The 18,994-nt window shown below is 46.0% G+C and carries 17 protein-coding genes; 14 read left to right on the forward strand and 3 right to left on the reverse strand.

Annotated features, from left to right (window positions below; genetic code table 11):
* Positions 1 to 6 precede the first annotated feature (6 nt).
* Complete coding sequence (locus tag HMPREF9448_RS13725; protein WP_008863183.1) at positions 7 to 714, forward strand: GIN domain-containing protein; 708 nt, start codon at positions 7 to 9, stop codon at positions 712 to 714.
* A 12-nt stretch (positions 715 to 726) separates the two neighbouring features.
* On the opposite strand, the gene HMPREF9448_RS13730 is transcribed toward HMPREF9448_RS13725, so the two are convergent.
* From HMPREF9448_RS13730 to HMPREF9448_RS13740, 3 genes are read right to left on the reverse strand one after another with little or no spacing between them, the layout of a single operon-like run.
* Complete coding sequence (locus HMPREF9448_RS13730) at positions 727 to 1,833, reverse strand: WG repeat-containing protein (protein WP_008863184.1); 1,107 nt, start codon at positions 1,831 to 1,833, stop codon at positions 727 to 729.
* A gap of 38 nt (positions 1,834 to 1,871) precedes the next feature.
* Positions 1,872 to 2,819, reverse strand: a complete 948-nt coding sequence (locus HMPREF9448_RS13735) for a GNAT family N-acetyltransferase (RefSeq protein WP_008863185.1) — start codon at positions 2,817 to 2,819, stop codon at positions 1,872 to 1,874.
* A 1-nt stretch (position 2,820) separates the two neighbouring features.
* Positions 2,821 to 3,648, reverse strand: a complete 828-nt coding sequence (locus tag HMPREF9448_RS13740; protein WP_040296344.1) for a 1-acyl-sn-glycerol-3-phosphate acyltransferase — start codon at positions 3,646 to 3,648, stop codon at positions 2,821 to 2,823.
* Positions 3,649 to 3,872: 224 nt separating this feature from the next.
* Between HMPREF9448_RS13740 and rsmH the strand changes: the two genes are divergently transcribed.
* From rsmH to HMPREF9448_RS13805, 13 genes are read left to right on the forward strand one after another with little or no spacing between them, the layout of a single operon-like run.
* Positions 3,873 to 4,787, forward strand: coding sequence for a 16S rRNA (cytosine(1402)-N(4))-methyltransferase RsmH (gene rsmH, locus HMPREF9448_RS13745; RefSeq protein ID WP_008863187.1), 915 nt, complete (start codon positions 3,873 to 3,875; stop codon positions 4,785 to 4,787).
* A gap of 2 nt (positions 4,788 to 4,789) precedes the next feature.
* Positions 4,790 to 5,152 (forward strand): FtsL-like putative cell division protein, encoded by a 363-nt coding sequence (locus HMPREF9448_RS13750; RefSeq protein WP_008863188.1) that lies wholly within the window; start codon positions 4,790 to 4,792, stop codon positions 5,150 to 5,152.
* Positions 5,136 to 7,205 carry a penicillin-binding protein gene (locus HMPREF9448_RS13755; RefSeq protein WP_008863189.1) on the forward strand — a complete coding sequence of 690 codons (2,070 nt, stop codon included), beginning with the start codon at positions 5,136 to 5,138 and terminating at the stop codon, positions 7,203 to 7,205. The genes HMPREF9448_RS13750 and HMPREF9448_RS13755 overlap by 17 nt, the downstream gene beginning before the upstream one ends.
* Before the next feature lie 15 nt (positions 7,206 to 7,220).
* A complete protein-coding gene (locus HMPREF9448_RS13760) occupies positions 7,221 to 8,684 on the forward strand; it encodes a UDP-N-acetylmuramoyl-L-alanyl-D-glutamate--2,6-diaminopimelate ligase (RefSeq protein ID WP_008863190.1) in 1,464 nt (487 codons plus the stop codon).
* Positions 8,685 to 8,708: 24 nt separating this feature from the next.
* Positions 8,709 to 9,974 carry a phospho-N-acetylmuramoyl-pentapeptide-transferase gene (gene mraY, locus HMPREF9448_RS13765; protein WP_008863191.1) on the forward strand — a complete coding sequence of 422 codons (1,266 nt, stop codon included), beginning with the start codon at positions 8,709 to 8,711 and terminating at the stop codon, positions 9,972 to 9,974.
* A 13-nt stretch (positions 9,975 to 9,987) separates the two neighbouring features.
* Positions 9,988 to 11,331 (forward strand): UDP-N-acetylmuramoyl-L-alanine--D-glutamate ligase, encoded by a 1,344-nt coding sequence (gene murD / locus HMPREF9448_RS13770; protein ID WP_008863192.1) that lies wholly within the window; start codon positions 9,988 to 9,990, stop codon positions 11,329 to 11,331.
* An 11-nt stretch (positions 11,332 to 11,342) separates the two neighbouring features.
* Positions 11,343 to 12,626 (forward strand): FtsW/RodA/SpoVE family cell cycle protein, encoded by a 1,284-nt coding sequence (locus HMPREF9448_RS13775; RefSeq protein ID WP_008863193.1) that lies wholly within the window; start codon positions 11,343 to 11,345, stop codon positions 12,624 to 12,626.
* Positions 12,627 to 12,633: 7 nt separating this feature from the next.
* Complete coding sequence (gene murG, locus HMPREF9448_RS13780; protein ID WP_008863194.1) at positions 12,634 to 13,746, forward strand: undecaprenyldiphospho-muramoylpentapeptide beta-N-acetylglucosaminyltransferase; 1,113 nt, start codon at positions 12,634 to 12,636, stop codon at positions 13,744 to 13,746.
* Positions 13,743 to 15,113, forward strand: coding sequence for a UDP-N-acetylmuramate--L-alanine ligase (gene murC, locus HMPREF9448_RS13785; RefSeq protein WP_008863195.1), 1,371 nt, complete (start codon positions 13,743 to 13,745; stop codon positions 15,111 to 15,113). Before murG ends, murC begins: the two co-directional genes overlap by 4 nt.
* On the forward strand, positions 15,110 to 15,844 hold the full coding sequence (locus tag HMPREF9448_RS13790; protein ID WP_008863196.1) for a cell division protein FtsQ/DivIB: 735 nt from the start codon (positions 15,110 to 15,112) through the stop codon (positions 15,842 to 15,844). Before murC ends, HMPREF9448_RS13790 begins: the two co-directional genes overlap by 4 nt.
* A gap of 19 nt (positions 15,845 to 15,863) precedes the next feature.
* Positions 15,864 to 17,276, forward strand: a complete 1,413-nt coding sequence (locus HMPREF9448_RS13795; protein WP_008863197.1) for a cell division protein FtsA — start codon at positions 15,864 to 15,866, stop codon at positions 17,274 to 17,276.
* Positions 17,277 to 17,288: 12 nt separating this feature from the next.
* The gene (ftsZ, locus tag HMPREF9448_RS13800) at positions 17,289 to 18,515 is read left to right on the forward strand and encodes a cell division protein FtsZ (protein WP_008863198.1); all 1,227 of its coding nucleotides are present in this window, start codon (positions 17,289 to 17,291) and stop codon (positions 18,513 to 18,515) included.
* 28 nt (positions 18,516 to 18,543) lie between these two features.
* Positions 18,544 to 18,993, forward strand: a complete 450-nt coding sequence (locus HMPREF9448_RS13805; protein WP_008863199.1) for a GatB/YqeY domain-containing protein — start codon at positions 18,544 to 18,546, stop codon at positions 18,991 to 18,993.
* The last annotated feature ends 1 nt before the right edge of the window (position 18,994 follow it).

An 18,994-nucleotide genomic window follows, 5' to 3' on the forward strand; every position in this document is an offset into this window, starting at 1 on the left:
AGAGATATGAAAAAGGTGTGGAGTATATTGGCGGTTTTATCGATGTCTCTTACCGCATTGCAGGCAGTAGAAACTTCTGTGAAACAGCTTTCGGTAGATGATTTTTATAAGATGAAGGTATATAATAATTTCGATGTGTCTTATCGTCAGAGTGCCGATTCGGCCGGTGTTATCGTGATAATGGCATCGACCGAGGATATTTCTCATGTCGAATGTGTATCGAAAAAAGGTCAGTTGACGATTAAGTATAAAGGTTCGTCGGATAAAGAGCAGATGCAGGGTGCTATTATCGTTTATTCCACGGCTTTGGAGTATGTCGAAAATAATGGATTGGGATCGATACAGATTGTTTCGCCTATATCGGGAGCGGCGTTTCAGGCCAAAGTACTGGGAAACGGTTCTATTTCGGCTCCTCAAATCGATTATGGCATTGTAAAAGCATCTGTATTGACCGGCAAAGGAAAAATTTCGCTGACGGGTAAATGCCGAGAAGCCGAGCTTTCTGTGACCGGGGCAGGGCAGATAGAAGCCGATAGATTAACCGCCCGCGATGTAACCTGCCGAATCCGGGGGGTAGGAGTAATCGGGTGTCATGCTACCCAGAAATTGACGGCAAAGGCTACCGGAAACGGTGAAGTGTATTATCGAGGGACCCCCGAAATCAAGAAACTCTCTCTGGGAGAGTTATCTGTCCGTTCGTTGGAGGGGAAATAAGTTGCGAAGGTTTTATTTGTATCGGGCGTGATCGCTTTCTACCAGTGTGAATGCCGAGCCTTTCCTGATCGATTGATGAATGTAGTCTTCGGAAATACGGTCGTATTGAGGATTGATTTGGAAATGTCCGTCCGGGTCTATTAACCCGTATACTGTTCCGGTTTGTACCACGGCCAAGCCATCGAAAAACGGAAATGCTTTGGAAAATTGCCGCTTTATTTTCCATTCGCCTTTACGGTTTATATAACCCCATTTCCCTCGTATTTTGACAGGGGCCAAGTCTGGGTTTCCAAAAGATTCACTGTCTTCGAATCGTGGTTCGATAAATATGTTTCCTTTGTTGTCGCACCACCCCCATTTTTTATCTTTCTTTATCCGAAAGGTATTCCCGTCGGAGATGAGTGCATCGCATTCGATCGTCCACAAAGTATCGCCTTTGGTATCGATGACTTGAAACAGTCCCGATTTGGCGGACCGGACAACCGCATGCCGTTCTTTTGAGAAAGACTCGGCCGACGAGAATTGCGCCGGTATTTGTTCAATCCCTTTGGAATCGATATACCCCCATAGATTTTTCTCGTTTTTAACTGCGGCAAGACCCGATGAGAACGGTTTTACATCTTTATAGAGCGGTTTAATAACGGGTGTTCCCGATTTGTCGATAAATCCCCATCGTTCTCCTTTTTTCTCTTTTTGGGCGAAAGCTGCCATTCCTTCACAAAAAATCATGACCTTCGAAGCGCGGGTGAGAGTTAGTTGCAGTCTCCCTTTCGTATCTATGGCGCAAGGGGCTTCGTCGGGTCGTACTACCCAAGCCCGGTTTTCGTTGAAGATAGTTGCCCGGGTATATACCGCCGGATATTGAAGTTCACCGGAATCGTCGATATATCCCCATTTTTTATCCGATTGATTGCATATTAGAGCCATATTGTCGTAAAACAGGGAGGCATCGGAATATGTTCCGGTAAAATGCAAATTGTCTCCGTGGTCTATGTATTGGCAAGAATCTTCGCTAAACACAGGTATGTATTTGGTATCGGACAGGAAATGAGAATCTTGTCCTCCGCATTGACAAAACAAGAAAATGCATGCAGCAGGTATGAAATGGAAATATTTCATGGCGAATATGTTTATTCACCGATTAAGTATAATATCATCTATGATATTTTTATCGGCGGAAGTTTATCGTAGGTTTCGATATATCGGCTTCTCTTTTCTGCGATAATATCTTTTATCGCGATGAGGATACCGGACTCTTCAACGTTCCCGAATTCGTCGTTAATGGCTGTACCAAACATTTTCATCGTGGGAGATAATCCCATATAAGCGTTGACTAACGGCGGAATGTTGTACCCGAGTTTGCGTACTTCTTGATTTAGAATTTTGTAGTCTTCTTTAAAGTCGTCATAAATGAACAATTTGCTCATTTTTTCTTCGTCGGTGTCGGTTTGTAACGGGTGTTTAGGCCAAACGAGACGATCGGGGTCGGGAAAATGTTTGTTCAAAAAATAGAGTATCATGTTTCGCCCCTCTTGAGAGTAAGTGGGGTACATGGTTACTTTCCCGAAAAAGTATTCTATTTGAGGATAATCTACGGTCAGCGCTCCTAATCCGTCCCAAAGGTTATCGAGAGCGAATAATCCTTTCGCACCGGCTCTCGAAGATTGGTATTCGAGCGTAACGAAAGAACGGCCTAACTCGATTGTATGGGGCAGATAATCCTGTAAGAACTTCTGAGAAAATTCAAACAAATGAGATGTTGCGATACGGGGTCGCCCCATTTCGTCGTTACGAATATTTTCTCCTACGATGAAACGGTATCCTCCTATGATTTCTTCGGCATCGGGATTCCATACGATGAGTTGTTGGCAAGGCGGGTCCATAGTATCGAATTCGTCTATGTCGAGCGGTAATCCAGTGCCGCCTCCGGGGTAACGGAATGCTATTTCGCGCAACCTCCCGATTTCTCTCATAACATTGGGAGCATTATTGCAATCGATGATATATATTTTATTTCCGCCCTTGCGAGTATCCCGCATAAATCTGTCCGGGGTTAGTTCTGCTTTGATAAGTTCTTTATCAACGGGCGCAATAATGGGTTCCATGCTATTGATTCTTTTTTATCTGGTAGACTTTTTCTTTCACGATTTGGGCCCATTCTTGCAAACTTTTCGATTTATCGAAAGTTTGCCACGGGATAGGTTTGCCAATGTATATGTCGAATGTCTTGTTTTTGCTGTTAAACATTTCGTCGGGCAAATATATCAATTCTATATTAAATTTTAATCCGATACATTTACGTATTTGCGCAAAACGATAAAAAAAAGTGGAATTTCGTCCTTCGAAGTAGATGGGAATGATGTCTCGTTGAGATTGAACGGCCTTGGCGATAAATGTTTTTTTCCACTCCAAATCTTTTATTTTTCCGTGTTGCAGCCGAGAGCACAAGCCTGCCGGGAAAATGAGCATCTGCTCGTCCGATTCATAAGCATTATTGATTTGCAGACTGGATTCTTTGGCTTGGGAACCGTACTTGTTGATCGGTAGAAACACCGGCGCCAAAGGTTTGATATGCATGAGAAGATCGTTGACGAGAAATTTAATTTTTCCGCTGTAAAAATGTCCGAAGAAACGAATGAGCGCAACTCCGTCGAGGGCTCCCAACGGGTGATTCGATGCAAAAATGAAACGACCTTCGGGCGGGATATTTTCTTTCCCTATCACATTGATATGCACGTTCATATAAGAAAGCAAATCGTCGGCGAATTTTACACCGGTACTGTCTTTATATGTTTTGAGAATGTAGTTTATTTCGTCTTGGTGTATCGTGCGTTCAAGGTAGCGAAAAAGAAATCCCGGAATTTTTTTTGCATATTTCGGAGCTTTCTCCTTGACGACTTTTTCTATGTCGATTTTTAAAGGCTCAGAACTCATATCTTTTGTAAAAAGTGCATACAAAATTACTGTATTTTTTTTGTTTTTGTGAGTTTGCGAGATGTTTTTGTTTGAGAGTCGAATCGCAGAGTCGTTTCTGATGATTGCGAGAGCCATGTCGATTTAAAGAAATACAGAAAAAAAGTCAAAAAGAGCACCTTTGGATTAGGGATTAATTTCTATCTTTACCCTGCGAAAAAACAAAGTTGAAGAAAGATAGATAAATGGAGTTGCAATCGGCTGTATATCATGTGCCCGCGCTGCTTGAAGAATGTATCGACGGATTGAATATCCAGCCGGGTGGAACCTATGTCGATGTTACGTTCGGCGGGGGCGGTCATTCTCGTGCCATTTTAGGACATTTAGGCGAATGTGGACGTTTGTTTTCTTTGGACCAAGATGAAGATGCCCGGCAGAATAGCCTTGATGATCCTCGATTTACGTTTGTCCATAGTAATTTCCGGTTTTTGAAAAACTTCATGCGTTATTACGGGGTGGATCGGGTCGATGGGATTTTAGCCGATTTGGGAGTTTCTTTTCACCATTTCGATGATTCGGACCGGGGATTTTCCTTTCGTTTCGAAGGGCCTCTCGATATGCGAATGAATCGACGTTCGGGACAGACGGCGGCTCAATTGATAGCTACGTGTAGCGAGGAAAAATTGGCCGATTTGTTTTTTTTGTATGGTGAATTGAAGAGCGCTCGGCGCATAGCGGCCGCAGTTGTCGCCGCTCGGTCATCGGCTCCCATAGAAACGACAGAGAGATTGTTGGAGGTAGTGCGGCCTTATATCAATCGGAAGCAGGAAAAAAAGGAATTGGCTCAGTTGTTTCAGGCTTTGCGGATAGAGGTAAACCAAGAAATGGAAAGTCTGCGCCGGTTGTTGGAACAGTCGGTAGAGTTACTTCCGCAGGGCGGCCGATTGGTGGTTCTTACGTACCATTCGTTGGAAGATCGTATGGTCAAGAATTTTATGAAGACGGGTAATGTGGAAGGGCGTGCCGAACAGGACTTTTTCGGTCGGATAAATGCACCTCTTCGGCCGGTCAACAATAAAGTAATTGTTCCCGATGAAGCGGAAATAGAACGGAATCCGAGGTCGCGGAGCGCTAAACTGAGAATCGCAGAGAAGGTATAGATATGGCTAAAAAAGGGAAAAACGAGAAAGACGGATTTATCAAATATCTGAAATTGCTTGTACAGGGGCGTATATTCTCTTTGGATTTTTTCAGATCTCATTGGGTATTTATCGCTTCGGTCGTTTTCCTTTTTTGGTTGTCGATCGCTAACCGATATGTTTGTCAGACAAAGGTCGAGACCATTAAAGATTTGCGTTTTGAATTGTCCAATGCCAAGACGGAGCGAGTGCGTGCCACAGCCCGCTATATGGGGTTGGTGCGTCATTCCAGAATTATCGCCCTTGTCAATGAAAATAAATTGGGACTTGAAATACCAGATACTCCTCCCGTAAAATTAATACCGCAAGATGGAGACAAGGAATAGAAATCACATATTGTTGCGGTATGCTCTGGTGATTGTCGGGGTGCTCGTGTTCAGTGTCGCTATTGTGAAAAAAGCGGCCGATACATGTATTATACATGCCGATAAATGGAACGAGAAAGCCGCACGTATGCTTTCTGTCACTCATGAGGTAATGCCTGAGCGGGGCGATATTTTGGCTCAAAACGGCGAAGTGATGGCTACGAACATGACTTATTATCGTGCGTTAATCGATTTTGGCGTTCCCAAATTCAAGTCCAGAGAGTTTAATGACAGTCTAAAAACGTTGTGTAAACTATTGGGAAAATATTTCCCCGAAAGGACTCCTGCCGCTTATGAAAAGGCTATGCGAACTGCTTTTTTGAGAAAAAAACGTTATTTCGTATTGGTTCGGGAAATTACGGGAAGGGATTACGAACTGTTGAAGACGTTTCCCTTTTTACGGCATTCGACTCAGTATTCGGGATTTCATATAGACCCCGAGCGGGAGAAAATAGTCAAACGAGAGAAGCCTTACGGTACGATGGCTTCGCGTGCCATCGGAGGGTTGGACGAGACTTTTCACGGAAACAGCGGATTGGAAAAAGCATTGGATTCTTTGTTATACGGTATTCCGGGTAAAACCGTGAAAAAACAGATTCCGTCGGGTATGGTCGATTGGGTGGCCGAACCTCCTCGGCGGGGACTCGATGTGAAGACGACTATCGATGTGGATATACAGGATATAACGGAGCAGGCTTTATTGCAGACCATCGAAGAGACACAGCCGGAGTTTGCCGTTGCCATAGTGATGGAAGTGGAGACGGGTGATATAAAGGCCATGTCGAATTTGTCGAGATTGCCCGGAGGGGAATATGTAGAAACTGTGAATAATGCCGTGCAAGGTTATGAACCGGGTTCGGTGGTTAAACCTTTGTCGATGATGATAGCTCTCGACGACGGTGTTATCCGTCCCCATGATGTCGTAAACGGGCACGATGGAGTTTTCCGTTATCCGGCGGGAATGAAAGTCCGCCCCATAACCGATACGCACGGTAGGGCTTCGATGACCGCTACCGAAGCGATGAAATATTCTTCCAATATAGGTCTGTCGGAAATTATACTGCGAGGATATGAACGTAATCCCGATGAATTTGTACAGCGCATTTATAAGTCGGGTTTTATGGAACCGTTCGATCTTTGTATACCGGGGGCGGCCCGTCCTACTATACGACATTTGAAATCGACGGTGCAAGATCGTATTAACCTGACTCGTATGTCGTATGGATATACGACAAAAATACCTCCCATTTATACATTGGCATTGTATAATACCATCGCTAACGACGGGCAATTCGTGAAGCCCCGATTGGTAAAAGAGTTGATTCGGGACGGGGTAACCGATACGGTCTTCGATATTAGTTATATCCGAAAACAGGCATGTAAACCCGAAACGGCAAGAGCATTGAGAAATATGTTATATGCGGTCGTAAATGACGATGACGGGACCGGTCGTCGGGCTCGCTCGAAAAAAGTGACCATAGCCGGGAAGACAGGAACGGTGAGAACGATAGGTGTCGACGGGAAATACGAGACTCGTTATCGAATCACTTTTTGCGGTTTTTTCCCGTATGAAAATCCACAGTACTCGTGTATCGTTCTTTTGGGAAAGCCCAATTTACCGGGTATGCCTTCGGCCGGTTACTATTGTGGCGGCGTTTTGAAGAAGATAGCGGAGACGCTTTATTCCATGGGTCGCCTCGATGTGCCTATGGATATACCTTCGGATTCGACGAGTGTTCGGAGTCCGGCTATTTTAAAGGGGGATATTGCAGAGACAAGGCAAGTATTGCAGCATTTGGGAGTTCGGGGAGATGTGACCCAATGTCGCGATATGGAGGTCTATTGCGACAGTATGCCCGATGTCTGCGGTATGGGTGCGCGAGATGCATTGTATATATTGGAGCGTGAAGGATTGAATGTAAATATACAAGGTCGGGGAAAGGTGGTAGAGCAGTCTATCCCTTCGGGAAAAGTCATACAACCCGGTACGACGGTAATTTTAAAATTGAAATAGAAGGATATCGATGATATGAAAAATGTGGAATGTTTATTGTCGGGAATTAAGGTGGTGGAACGCAAAGGGGCGGTCGTGACAGAAGTCTCGGGAGTGGAATCGGATTCTCGTCAGGTAAAGAAAGATAACTTATTTGTTGCGGTGCGGGGAGCTTCGGTCGACGGTCATGATTTTATCGGCCAAGCTATTGCACAGGGGGCTGTTGTCGTTGTTTGCGAAGAGTTTCCCGAAAAGTCGGAGCCGCAAGTGTTGTATGTGAAAGTGGAAGACAGTGCGGTCGCATTCGGTTTGTTGGCAGCGGCATGGTATGGAAATCCTTCGAAAGAGTTGGTACTGGTGGGTGTCACCGGGACGAACGGGAAGACGACTACGGCGACATTGCTGTATGAAATGTTCCGTCTGTTCGGGTACAAGGTCGGTCTTTTATCTACCGTTTGCAATTATATAGACGACATCGCTGTTCCTGCAACTCATACGACCCCCGACCCTTTACACCTGCATCGTTTACTTCGTGAAATGGTCGATGCCGGCTGCGCATATGCGTTTATGGAGGTAAGTTCGCATTCGGCTGCGCAACATCGCATAGCCGGTCTCGATTTCAACGGGGCGATTTTTACGAATCTAACGAGAGACCACATCGATTATCATAAAACCGTCGAGGCTTATCTGAAAGCTAAAAAATCGTTTTTCGACGGGTTACCCAAAGGAGCATTCGCTTTGACTAACATCGACGATAAGTCGGGGTTAGTTATGTTGCAGAATACCAAAGCTGAAAAGCATACTTATTCGTTGCGGACTTTGGCCGATTTCAGAGTGCGGATCATAGAAAGTCGTATCGACGGCATGACTCTGGAAATAAACGGGAAAGAGGTGGAAGTGATGTTTGTCGGTAAATTCAATGCTTATAATTTACTGGCGGTTTATGGAGCGGCTTGTTTGTTGGGACAGGAGCCGGAAGAAGTTTTACGAAAGATGAGTTTATTGGTCCCTGTCGCCGGAAGGTTCCAAACTCTTCATTCTTCAAAAGGTTATACCGCTATCGTGGATTATGCTCATACTCCCGATGCTTTGAACAATGTGTTGAGTTCCATTCGTGACGTCTTGGGAAATAGAGGACATATCATTACGGTTGTGGGAGCCGGTGGAAACAGGGATAAAGGGAAACGACCCATGATGGCTCGGGAAGCGGTGAATTTGAGCGATCGGGTAATATTGACATCGGATAATCCGCGGTTCGAAAACCCGAACGATATATTGAACGATATGTTGGAGGGCCTCGATGCCGAACAGCGTCGTAAAACTCTCGCTATCGTCGATCGCCGGGAAGCGATTCGCGCGGCTACGCAGTTTGCCCAACCGGGCGATGTCGTTTTGATTGCGGGCAAAGGGCATGAAGACTATCAGGAGATAGAGGGGGTGAAACACCATTTCGACGATAAGGAAGAAGTGGAAAAATTGTTCGCGGAAGAGAGAATTTAATAATAACTGTGAAATAGAAAGAGTATGCTGTATTATTTGTTTCAATACCTTGAATCTTCATTCGATTTTCCGGGAGCTCGATTGTTTTCCTACATATCTTTCCGGTCTGGGGTCGCTTTTATTTTGGCTTTGTTTATTGCTACCATTATCGGCCGGCGTATTATCAATAAGCTGCAAATTTTGCAAATCGGAGAGCTCGTGCGTGATCTCGGGTTGGAAGGACAAATGTCCAAGAAAGGCACGCCTACGATGGGTGGGATTATCATTATTATCGCTATATTGATACCTTGTTTGTTGGTCGGGAGACTGGGAAATATTTACATGATATTGATGTTGATTACGACCGTTTGGCTGGGAGCCATAGGTTTTTTGGACGACTATATCAAGGTGTTCAAGAAAGATAAGGAGGGGTTGCACGGGCGATTTAAAATAGTCGGACAGGTGGGACTCGGTCTTATCGTGGGATTGACGCTGTTTTTGAGTCCAGATGTAGTTATTCGCGAGAATGTGGCTGTGCAAACGCCGGGAGCAGATACCGAAGTGGTAAAATATGAATCGGAAAATATCAAGTCTACCCAGACGACCATTCCTTTTTTCAAGAATAATAATCTCGATTATGCCGATTTGGTCCCGTTTTTGGGCGAACATGCCCAGACCGGCGGCTGGGTTATTTTCATATTGCTTACGATTTTTGTGGTGACAGCCGTTTCGAACGGAGCGAACTTGACAGACGGTCTCGACGGTTTAGCGACGGGAACTTCGGCCATCATGGGTTTGACATTGGGCATATTGGCCTATCTGTCGGGGCATATAGCGTACGCATCGTATTTGAATATCATGTATATACCGGGGAGCGAGGAACTGGTTGTTTTCGCCAGCGCTTTTATGGGGGCGACAATCGGTTTTTTGTGGTATAATGCATTCCCGGCTCAGGTGTTTATGGGCGATACGGGTAGCCTCACGTTGGGCGGTATTATTGCCGTGTTCGCTCTTTGTATACATAAGGAGTTGTTGATTCCGATTTTGTGTGCGATTTTCTTCGTGGAAGATTTGTCGGTAATGATACAGGTCGCTTATTTCAAGATTACGAAACGAAAATACGGAGAGGGTCGTCGGGTTTTCAAGATGACGCCTTTGCACCATCATTTTCAAAAACCGGGTCATGCAGGAATCAACGCTTTGATACAAAAACCGTTGCAAGCTGTGCCGGAGTCGAAGATCGTCGTTCGCTTCTGGATTGTTTGCATCATGCTTGCAGCCATTACGATAGTGACGCTGAAAATGCGATAGAAAGGGTTCTAAAATGGAAAAGAAAAAAAGAATTGTAGTGTTGGGTGCAGGAGAGAGTGGTGTCGGAGCCGCTGTGCTTGCCCAAGTGAAAGGGTTCGATGTATTTGTCTCGGATATGTCGGTTATCCAAGATAAATACAAAGAACAGCTCGATCGATATGAAATCCCCTTTGAAGAGGGGAAACATACCCCGGATTTGATATTGAACGCCGACGAGGTGGTCAAGAGTCCGGGTATTCCCGATAGGGCTCCCATGATAGCGGCTTTACGTGAAAAGAATATTCCTATTATTTCGGAAATAGAGTTTGCCGGTCGTTATACTCGTGCCCGCATGATTTGCATTACCGGGAGCAATGGGAAAACGACGACTACATTGTTGACATATCATATTCTGAAAAGTGCCGGATTGAAAGTGGGACTTGCCGGTAATGTGGGGAAAAGTTTGGCCTTGCAGGTAGCGACTTGCGACTATGATTATTATGTCATCGAATTGAGTAGTTTTCAGTTGGATAATATGTATGATTTCAAAGCCCATATAGCTATCTTGTTGAACATTACACCGGATCATCTGGACCGGTACGATTATAAAATGGAGAACTATGTCGATGCCAAGTTTCGGATTATTCGAAATCAGACGGAAGACGATGCGTTTATCTATTGGAATGACGATCCCGTGATTACCGAGAAATTATCGCAGTTGCCTTTGAAGTCGCAGCGATACCCGTTTGCCGAAACTCACGAGCCGGGGACGCAAGCGTACACCGAAGACGGAGCTTTGACGATCGATACTCCTGAGGAAAAGTTGACGATGGAGACCGATGAACTGTCGTTACATGGAAGGCATAATTTGTATAACTCGATGGCAGCCGGTCTTTCGGCCTGCCTGTTGAATGTGAAGAAAGAGTATGTTCGCAAGGCATTGAGCGATTTCGAGTCGGTAGAGCATCGTCTCGAACGGGTGGCTTCGGTGCGGGGTGTACAATTTATCAATGATTCGAAAGCTACGAATGTTAATTCGTGCTGGTATGCTCTGGAAAGCATGAAAACACCTGTGGTACTTATTTTAGGGGGAAAAGATAAAGGAAATGATTATTCCGAGATAGAGCAATTGGTTCGGGACAAGGTGAAAGCCTTAGTCTTTTTGGGTGTGGACAATAGTAAGCTCCATGCCTTTTTCGAGGGAAAAGTCCCTTATATAACCGAGGCGAGCTCTATGAAAGAGGCTGTGGATAAGTCGTTTGCTTTGGCTGCTCCGGGCGATACGGTTCTGTTGTCGCCTTGTTGCGCCAGTTTTGATTTGTTCAAAAGTTATGAGGACAGGGGCGACCAGTTCAAGGCCTGTGTTCGAGCTTTATAACCGTTATCGTTATGGAAATAGAAGTATCGGAAAAAGAGAAAAGGAGAAGCGACCCGTACATTTGGGGTATCATTATCATCTTGTATATCGTTTCGGTTGTCGAGGTTTACAGTGCGATAAGCCGGGAGATTACGGGTGGTGACGTGTATTCTCCCATCATCAAACATATCATGCTTCTTTTCTCCGGCTTTGTCATTACTTATGTCACTTCCCAGATACATTATAAATGGTTCAAGGTCTTGGCCTATCTGATGATACCTTTGACGATCGTTCTTCTCGTGAGCATCCTTTTCTGGGGGGATACGATTAACGGGGCAAAACGTACGATTTCGGTATTGGGAGTATCCTTACAGGGCTCGGAAGTCGCCAAAGTTACGATTGTGTTGGCTATGGCGACCGTTTTGGCGAAGACCCAGATAAAACGCGGGGTAAATATGAAAGGCGTTTTGTGGGTGGTCGGTTTGGTGACGATATTCAGCGCTTTGCTGTTTACTCAGGGATTGACCAACACGTTGCTATTTATCGGGATAAGTGTCTGCATGATGTTGATCGGGGGTGTCGAATTTTATAAATTGTTCGGTATCTTATTGGTGTATGTGGTCTTGGCTTTGGCTGTCATGCAGGCGAAAGATTTGATAACGGAAGTAAAAGCACAGCCGGAGACGCAGGAGGTAACGGTACAGGATAGAAACGAGGGAGATAAGGTGATCGTTCGGTCATCGACTTGGAAAAGCCGCCTGAAAGACTTTTTCGACCCTACTCCCGAATATGAAAAAGAGACTACGCACAAGAACTTGCAGGAACATCGGGCAGCTATGGCTATGGCTCACGGTGGAATTACCGGAGTAGGACCCGGTAACAGTAGGGAATCGTCTCGGCTTCCGTTGGCGTTCTCGGACTATATTTATGCGATTATCATAGAAGATTTGGGATTTATCGTCGGTGGCGTAGGCCTTTTGGTGGCTTATTTGATGATTTTGGCTCGTGCCGGTTTGATAGCCCGCCGGTGTACGAGGGCTTTCCCGGCATTGCTGGTTATGGGAATGGCGGTAATGATCGTGTTGCAGGCTTTATTCAACATGGCTATCGTCGTGGGGGTTTTCCCGGTTTCGGGACAACCGTTACCATTGATTAGTAAGGGGGGAACTTCGATTTGGATGATGAGTTTCGGATTCGGTGTGATGTTGAGCGTGAGCCGTTATGCGGTGAAAGATTCCGGAAAGAAAATAAAAACAGAGAAAGAAAACGATTTACCGGAGGACTTGCAGGCTGCGAATCCTACCAATTTAGCATAGAAAGAATATGAAGCGAACGATAAGAGTTTTGATTAGCGGCGGAGGTACGGGGGGACATATTTTCCCGGCTATTTCTATCGCCAATGCGATAAAGGTGAAGTGCCCCGATGCCGAGATATTGTTCGTCGGAGCCGATAACCGCATGGAGATGGAGAAGGTTCCGGCTGCGGGATACCCGATTAAAGGTCTTCCCGTAAGCGGCTTTAACCGGAGTAATCCGTTGGCTAACTTCAAAGTGTTGTGGCGGCTGTGGAGAAGTCTGCGTATGGCTCGCCGTATCGTGCGGGATTTTCGTCCTGATGTGGCGGTAGGTGTGGGCGGATATGCCAGTGGTCCCACTTTGTGGGCCGCTGCGCATCGAGGTGTACCTACTCTCATTCAAGAACAAAACTCCTATGCGGGGGTCACGAATAAGTTGTTAGCATCGAAAGCACATACCATTTGTGTGGCATACGATGGTATGGAACGCTTTTTCCCTGCTGAAAAATTGGTGCTGACCGGCAATCCGGTACGGCAGGATTTGTGCAATGAGGCTTTAACTCGTACCGAGGCTGCCGCTTTCTTCGGCTTCGACCCGAATAAAAAAATTATTTTGTTGATAGGCGGTAGTTTGGGAGCTTTGACATTGAATACGGCTGTGGCAGAGTCTATTCCAGAGATTGTGAAAAGCGGAGTCCAGTTGATTTGGCAATGCGGAAAACGGTTCGACGAACGAGCTAAAATGGTATTGGAAGCAGCAGGCAATCCTACTTGTATTAAACAAATGCCGTTTATCGCACGCATGGATTTGGCCTATAAGGCAGCCGATTTGGTTATTTCGAGAGCGGGAGCCAGTTCCATATCGGAGCTTTGTTTACTTGGGAAGCCTGTGATTTTAGTACCGTCGCCTAATGTGGCGGAAGATCATCAGACCAAAAATGCCGAAGCCTTGTCGTCGAAAGGAGCGGCGATTCTCGTGCGGGATACCGAGGCTCGCCAACGGTTGATGCCTTGTGCTTTGTCGGTGGTTCACGATGAGGAATCTCTGACTTCGATGAGCCGGGAAATCGCGGCGTTGGCGCAGCGTGATTCGGCAGCCCGGATAGCCGATATAATTTTTGATATAGTCAATAAAAAATGAAACAGTATACATCTCTTTATTTCGTAGGAGCCGGAGGTATCGGCATGAGTGCATTGGTCCGGTATTTTTTGGCGAAGGGATATAAAGTCGCGGGTTATGATCGCACGCAGTCACCTCTGACTACCGAACTTAAAACCGAGGGGCTGGAAATCGTTTATGAAGAGTCGGTAGAGTCGATACCCGATTATTGCCGGAATCCCGAGACGACTTTGGTCGTTTATACTCCGGCGATTCCCGCAAGTCATGCCGGATTGGTTTATTTCAGGGAGCATGGTTTCCGAGTGGTAAAGCGTGCCGAGTTGTTGGGGCTGATTACGCAATCGAGCAAAGGCCTGTGCTTTGCCGGCACTCATGGCAAGACCACGACATCGAGCATGGCTGCTCATATCTTTCATGAATCTCCGATAGGTTGCAATGCGTTCTTGGGTGGTATTCTTCGTAATTATAACAGTAACCTTATCCTGTCGGAACAGTCGCCGTTTACGGTAATCGAGGCCGATGAATATGACCGTTCGTTCCATTGGCTGCATCCCTATATGGCTGTCGTTACGGCAACCGATCCCGATCATTTGGATATCTACGGAACCGAGGAGGCTTATTTGGAGAGTTTCGCTCATTTCACTTCGTTGATACAGCCGGGTGGCTGTTTGATTATGAAGAAAGGTATCAAGCTGGTTCCCAGCGTAAAGGAGAATGTAAAAATATATACTTATTCGGCTCGTGACGGGGGGGATTTTCATGCCGGTAACATACGTATAGGCGACGGAACCATCGTGTTTGATTTTGTGATGCCGGAAGGGAGTGTCGCAGATATAGAGCTGGGTGTTCCTGTGGAGATAAATATCGAAAACGCAGTGGCTGCTATGGCGATAGCGTGGTTGAATGGGGTGTCTGGCAACGATATGCGGAGAGCTATGGCCTCGTTCAAGGGTGCAAAACGCCGGTTCGAGTTTTGGGTGAGACGTCCCGACAGGGTAATGATAGACGACTATGCACATCACCCCGATGAATTGAAAGCCAGTATCCGTTCTGTGAAGGCTCTTTATCCCGGCCGTCGGTTGTCGGTGATTTTTCAGCCTCATCTGTACTCCCGTACTCGCGATTTCGCTCCACAGTTTGCCGAGGCGCTGTCCCTTGCCGACGAGGTTTTTCTGTTAGACATTTATCCGGCGAGAGAGTTACCGATACCAGGCGTAACTTCGAAACTTATTTTTGACAAGATAACATGCAGAAATAAAGAACTTTGTTTGCGTGAAAAGTTGTTAGAACGGATAAAAGAGTGTAACTTTGACATTTTATTGACGATGGGGGCCGGCGATATAGACCGTTTGCTTCCTGAAATAGCGGCAATCGTAGAGTCGAAATGAAAGTACTGTTGAGATTTTTGTTGATGGTAGTGTTGGTATCCTATCTGTTTGTCTCGTTCTTTTTTTTACGCTCCTATGCAGCGGAGGATAAATGCAGGGACTTACAAGTGGAGATAACCGACAGTGCTGTATTGCATTATATCTCACCGGCCGATGTATATAACTATATCGAGGATTTCGAGATGGATCCTTGCGGGAAGCCTTTGGGAGGAATCGATACTGAAAAGATGGAGCGTACACTTATGTCGAACGGGGTGTTGGGCTCGGTCGAATGTTATAAGAAAGTAGGCGGAACCGTGTGTGTGGAAGTGACACAGCGTATTCCGGTCATGCGGGTGATGGCTGACGACGGAAATTACTACGTCGATGCAGAGGGGCAGCGCATGGCTGTCAGAACTCAATATCAAGCGCATCTACCTCTGGTGACGGGACGAGTGGACAGCGTGTTGACCTATCGGGATATGTTGCCGTTGGCTCGGTATATTTATAATCATCGGTTTTGGAATGCTCAAATTGAACAAATTTATGTCAATGAGCGTCATGAAGTAGAGTTGGTTCCCAGAGTGGGAGACCAAACCATTTTGTTAGGCTCGGTGCAGGATTTTGAAACGAAATTGGATAACTTGATGCTGGTTTATAAAAAGGTATTCAGTAAAGCCGGTTGGGCGATGTACGATACGGTTTCGTTGAAATTTAAGAATCAAGTCGTTTGTACCCGAAAGAAAAAATGAAATAAAAGTAACAATATATATGGATACGGAAAGATACATAGTAGCTGTCGAGATAGGAAGCTCGAAGATTACAGGCGCGATAGGAACTCGTTCTCTGAAAGGGGTCGTTACTGTGCTGGGAGTAGATACCGAACCATTGACCGGGAGTGTGAAGCGGGGTTTCGTCGTTAATCCCGATGAAGTTTCATCGAAAGTGAAACGTTTGATACGGAAATTGAATAATCGTATAGGCGCTTCGAAAAAAATCAAACAGGTGTATGTGGGAATCGGGGGACAATCTTTACATGCGGAAGACCACATGATAAGCCGAGATTATCCCGAAGGAACTCCCATTACGGAGGACATTATCAAACGCTTGCAGGAGGAAGCCCGGGAAATGCCTATTGCCGGAGCCGATATATTGGAGGTCGTTCGTACCGGAGTACTTGTCGATGATAAACCTAAATCGGGCAGAGAAGAAATCGAGGGCTCGAATCTGAAAATGAGTTTGAAGTTGATCGTGGCTCGTGACGATTTGAAAAAAAGTGTGTTCCGTTGTTTCTCCGGCGAGCCTTCGGTAGTGCGTTATATTCCTACTACGTTGTCTACTGCTTATGTGGCGTTGAGTAACGAAGACCGCCAAGCCGGAGTCATGTTGGTCGATTTCGGTGCGGAAACGACGACAGTTTCGATTTATAAGGACGGGCTTTTGCGCTATCTTTCTACGATACCGTTAGGAGGGTATAACATTACCTGCGATATTATGACATTGAAAGTTACCGAACCGGAGGCCGAGTCGTTTAAAGTGCGGTTGGGCTCTGCTAAGGTAATGGGCGAAGAATCGAACATTACGCTTCGGGGAGAGAGTTCGTCTGAAATAAAAAGTTTGGATTTGTCGAAGGTAGTCAAAGCTCGTATCGAGGAAATCGTGGCCAATGTCAATGCTCACTTCGAGTATGCGAAATGTGACCGTAAAAGTTTAGGAGCCGGTATGGTGATTGTAGGAGGCGCATCCAAACTGTCCAATCTGGCGGAACTTATCGCAGAGAAGTGCGATATTCGTGTGAGGAAAGGAGCTCTTCGTCAGGATATGTTGTTAGATGTAGCTTCCCAATCGAAGAGTGCCGACTATTTGCAGATTCTGGGGTTGCTTTATTGCGGAAAAGAGAATTGCGTCGAAGTCTTACCTAAGGTTGTCGATGAGCCGGAAGACGAGCCGCATGAAGAAGTAAAGCCGTTGAGCCCAAAGGAGAAAAGGGCGCAAGAGAAGGCACAGGAGAAAGCAGAACAAGAGCGTCGGAAACGGGAAGCCGCAGATGCAAAGCGAGAAGAAAAGGAACGTAAGAAGCGAGAAAAAGAGGAGAAAGTGAAGGGGCCGGGGCTCTTCGGAAAATTGAAAGAGATGGTGAAGAAGGCCGAAAACCTGCTCGATGATGAAAACGATAATTTTTAAATGGAGAACATCATGAACGAATTAGATATAAATAATCCTCAGTTACCCGATTTTATTGTTCCCGGAGCTGATGAAAAAAAACAGGACGAACCGGCAAAGATTAAAGTGATAGGTGTCGGCGGAGGCGGAGGAAATGCCGTGAACCATATGTACCATCAAGGCATAGGTGGTGTCAGTTTTGTTCTTTGTAATACCGATGCGCAAGCGTTGCGAAATTCGCCTGTTCCTGTAAAAGTTCAGTTGGGGGCTAAGGGTGAGGGAGCCGGAAACATTCCGGAGGTCGCTAAGAAATTGGCCGAAGAGAGTGCCGCCGAAGTCGAAGCCCTGTTCGACGATAATACACGCATGGCCTTTATTACGGCCGGAATGGGCGGAGGAACCGGAACGGGAGCCGCTCCCGTGGTTGCCCGTATTGCTAAGGAGAAGGGTGTGCTTACAGTGGGCATCGTGACAATCCCGTTTCTCTTTGAAGGAGAACCGAAAATATTACAGGCTTTCGCTGGTGTGGAGGAAATGCGGAAGCATGTCGATGCTTTGTTGGTGATCAATAACGAGCGATTGTGTAAGATATATCCCGATCTTTCTTGGACGACCGCTTTCGCCAAAGCGGACGATTCGTTGTCGAATGCAGCCCGGAGTATAGCCGAGCTGGTGTCGAAAGATGGAAAAATCAACCTTGATTTCGCCGATGTACGCACGACGCTGAAAGACGGAGGAGCTGCTGTAATCAGTACCGGATCTGGCGAGGGTGAGCATCGCATGAGCCGTGCGATCCAAAATGCACTGACTTCTCCTCTTTTGAAAGAGAGCGATATTTATGGAGCGGAACGAGTACTGTTCAATCTCTATTTTTCACCCGAAGAGGGGGAGGAGCTTCGTATGCAGGAGTCCAAAGAGTTGAGCGAGTTTATGTTGCGTTTCAAGAAGAAAGTAAATGTTATTTGGGGATATACTCACGATTCTTCTTTGGGTAAGGCCGTGAAAATTACCATTTTGGCTACGGGATTCGAGGTATCTGACTTGACGTTCAAAGGAGAATATGGCGGTGATGCCGACGAGCATATCGCTCAATCGCAATATATTGTTTTGAAACCCGATCAACTCGATGATAACGATTTGTTAGAAAAGTTGGATAAGACACCCGCTTATGACCGTCCGAAAGATTTTCGCGATAATTTCGACGGTTCGGAGAAAAAAGAGGAGAGTAACGGTCGTGGCCGTCGTACCATAAGGTTTTAATCGAAAACTATAAAATAGATATAGGATTATGAATTTATTCGATCAGGTCAGCAACGACATTAAAAGTGCCATGCTGGCAAAAGACAAAGTAAGATTGGAAGCCCTGCGGGGAATTAAGAAAGAGTTTTTAGAGGCAAAAACAGCCAAAGGCGCCGACGGAGAATTGACGGACGACATGGCGATGAAGATATTGGCAAAGATGGTGAAGCAGAGGAAGGAAAGCGCTCAGATTTATACCGAGCAGAATCGTCCCGATTTGGCCGAACCGGAATTGGCCGAAGCTGCTGTCATAGAAACCTATTTGCCGAAGCAGATGAACGAGGAAGAGTTGACCGAAGCGTTGAAAGCGATTATCGCTCAGGTAGGAGCTACTACTCCGCAAGAGATGGGAAAGGTGATGGGAGTAGCCACCAAACAGTTGGCAGGACGTGCCGATGGCCGCGCTATTTCTGCGAAAGTAAAAGAACTGTTGGCTTAAT

The sequence above is a fragment of the Barnesiella intestinihominis YIT 11860 genome (assembly GCF_000296465.1).
Taxonomy (GTDB): Bacteria; Bacteroidota; Bacteroidia; order Bacteroidales; family Barnesiellaceae; genus Barnesiella; species Barnesiella intestinihominis.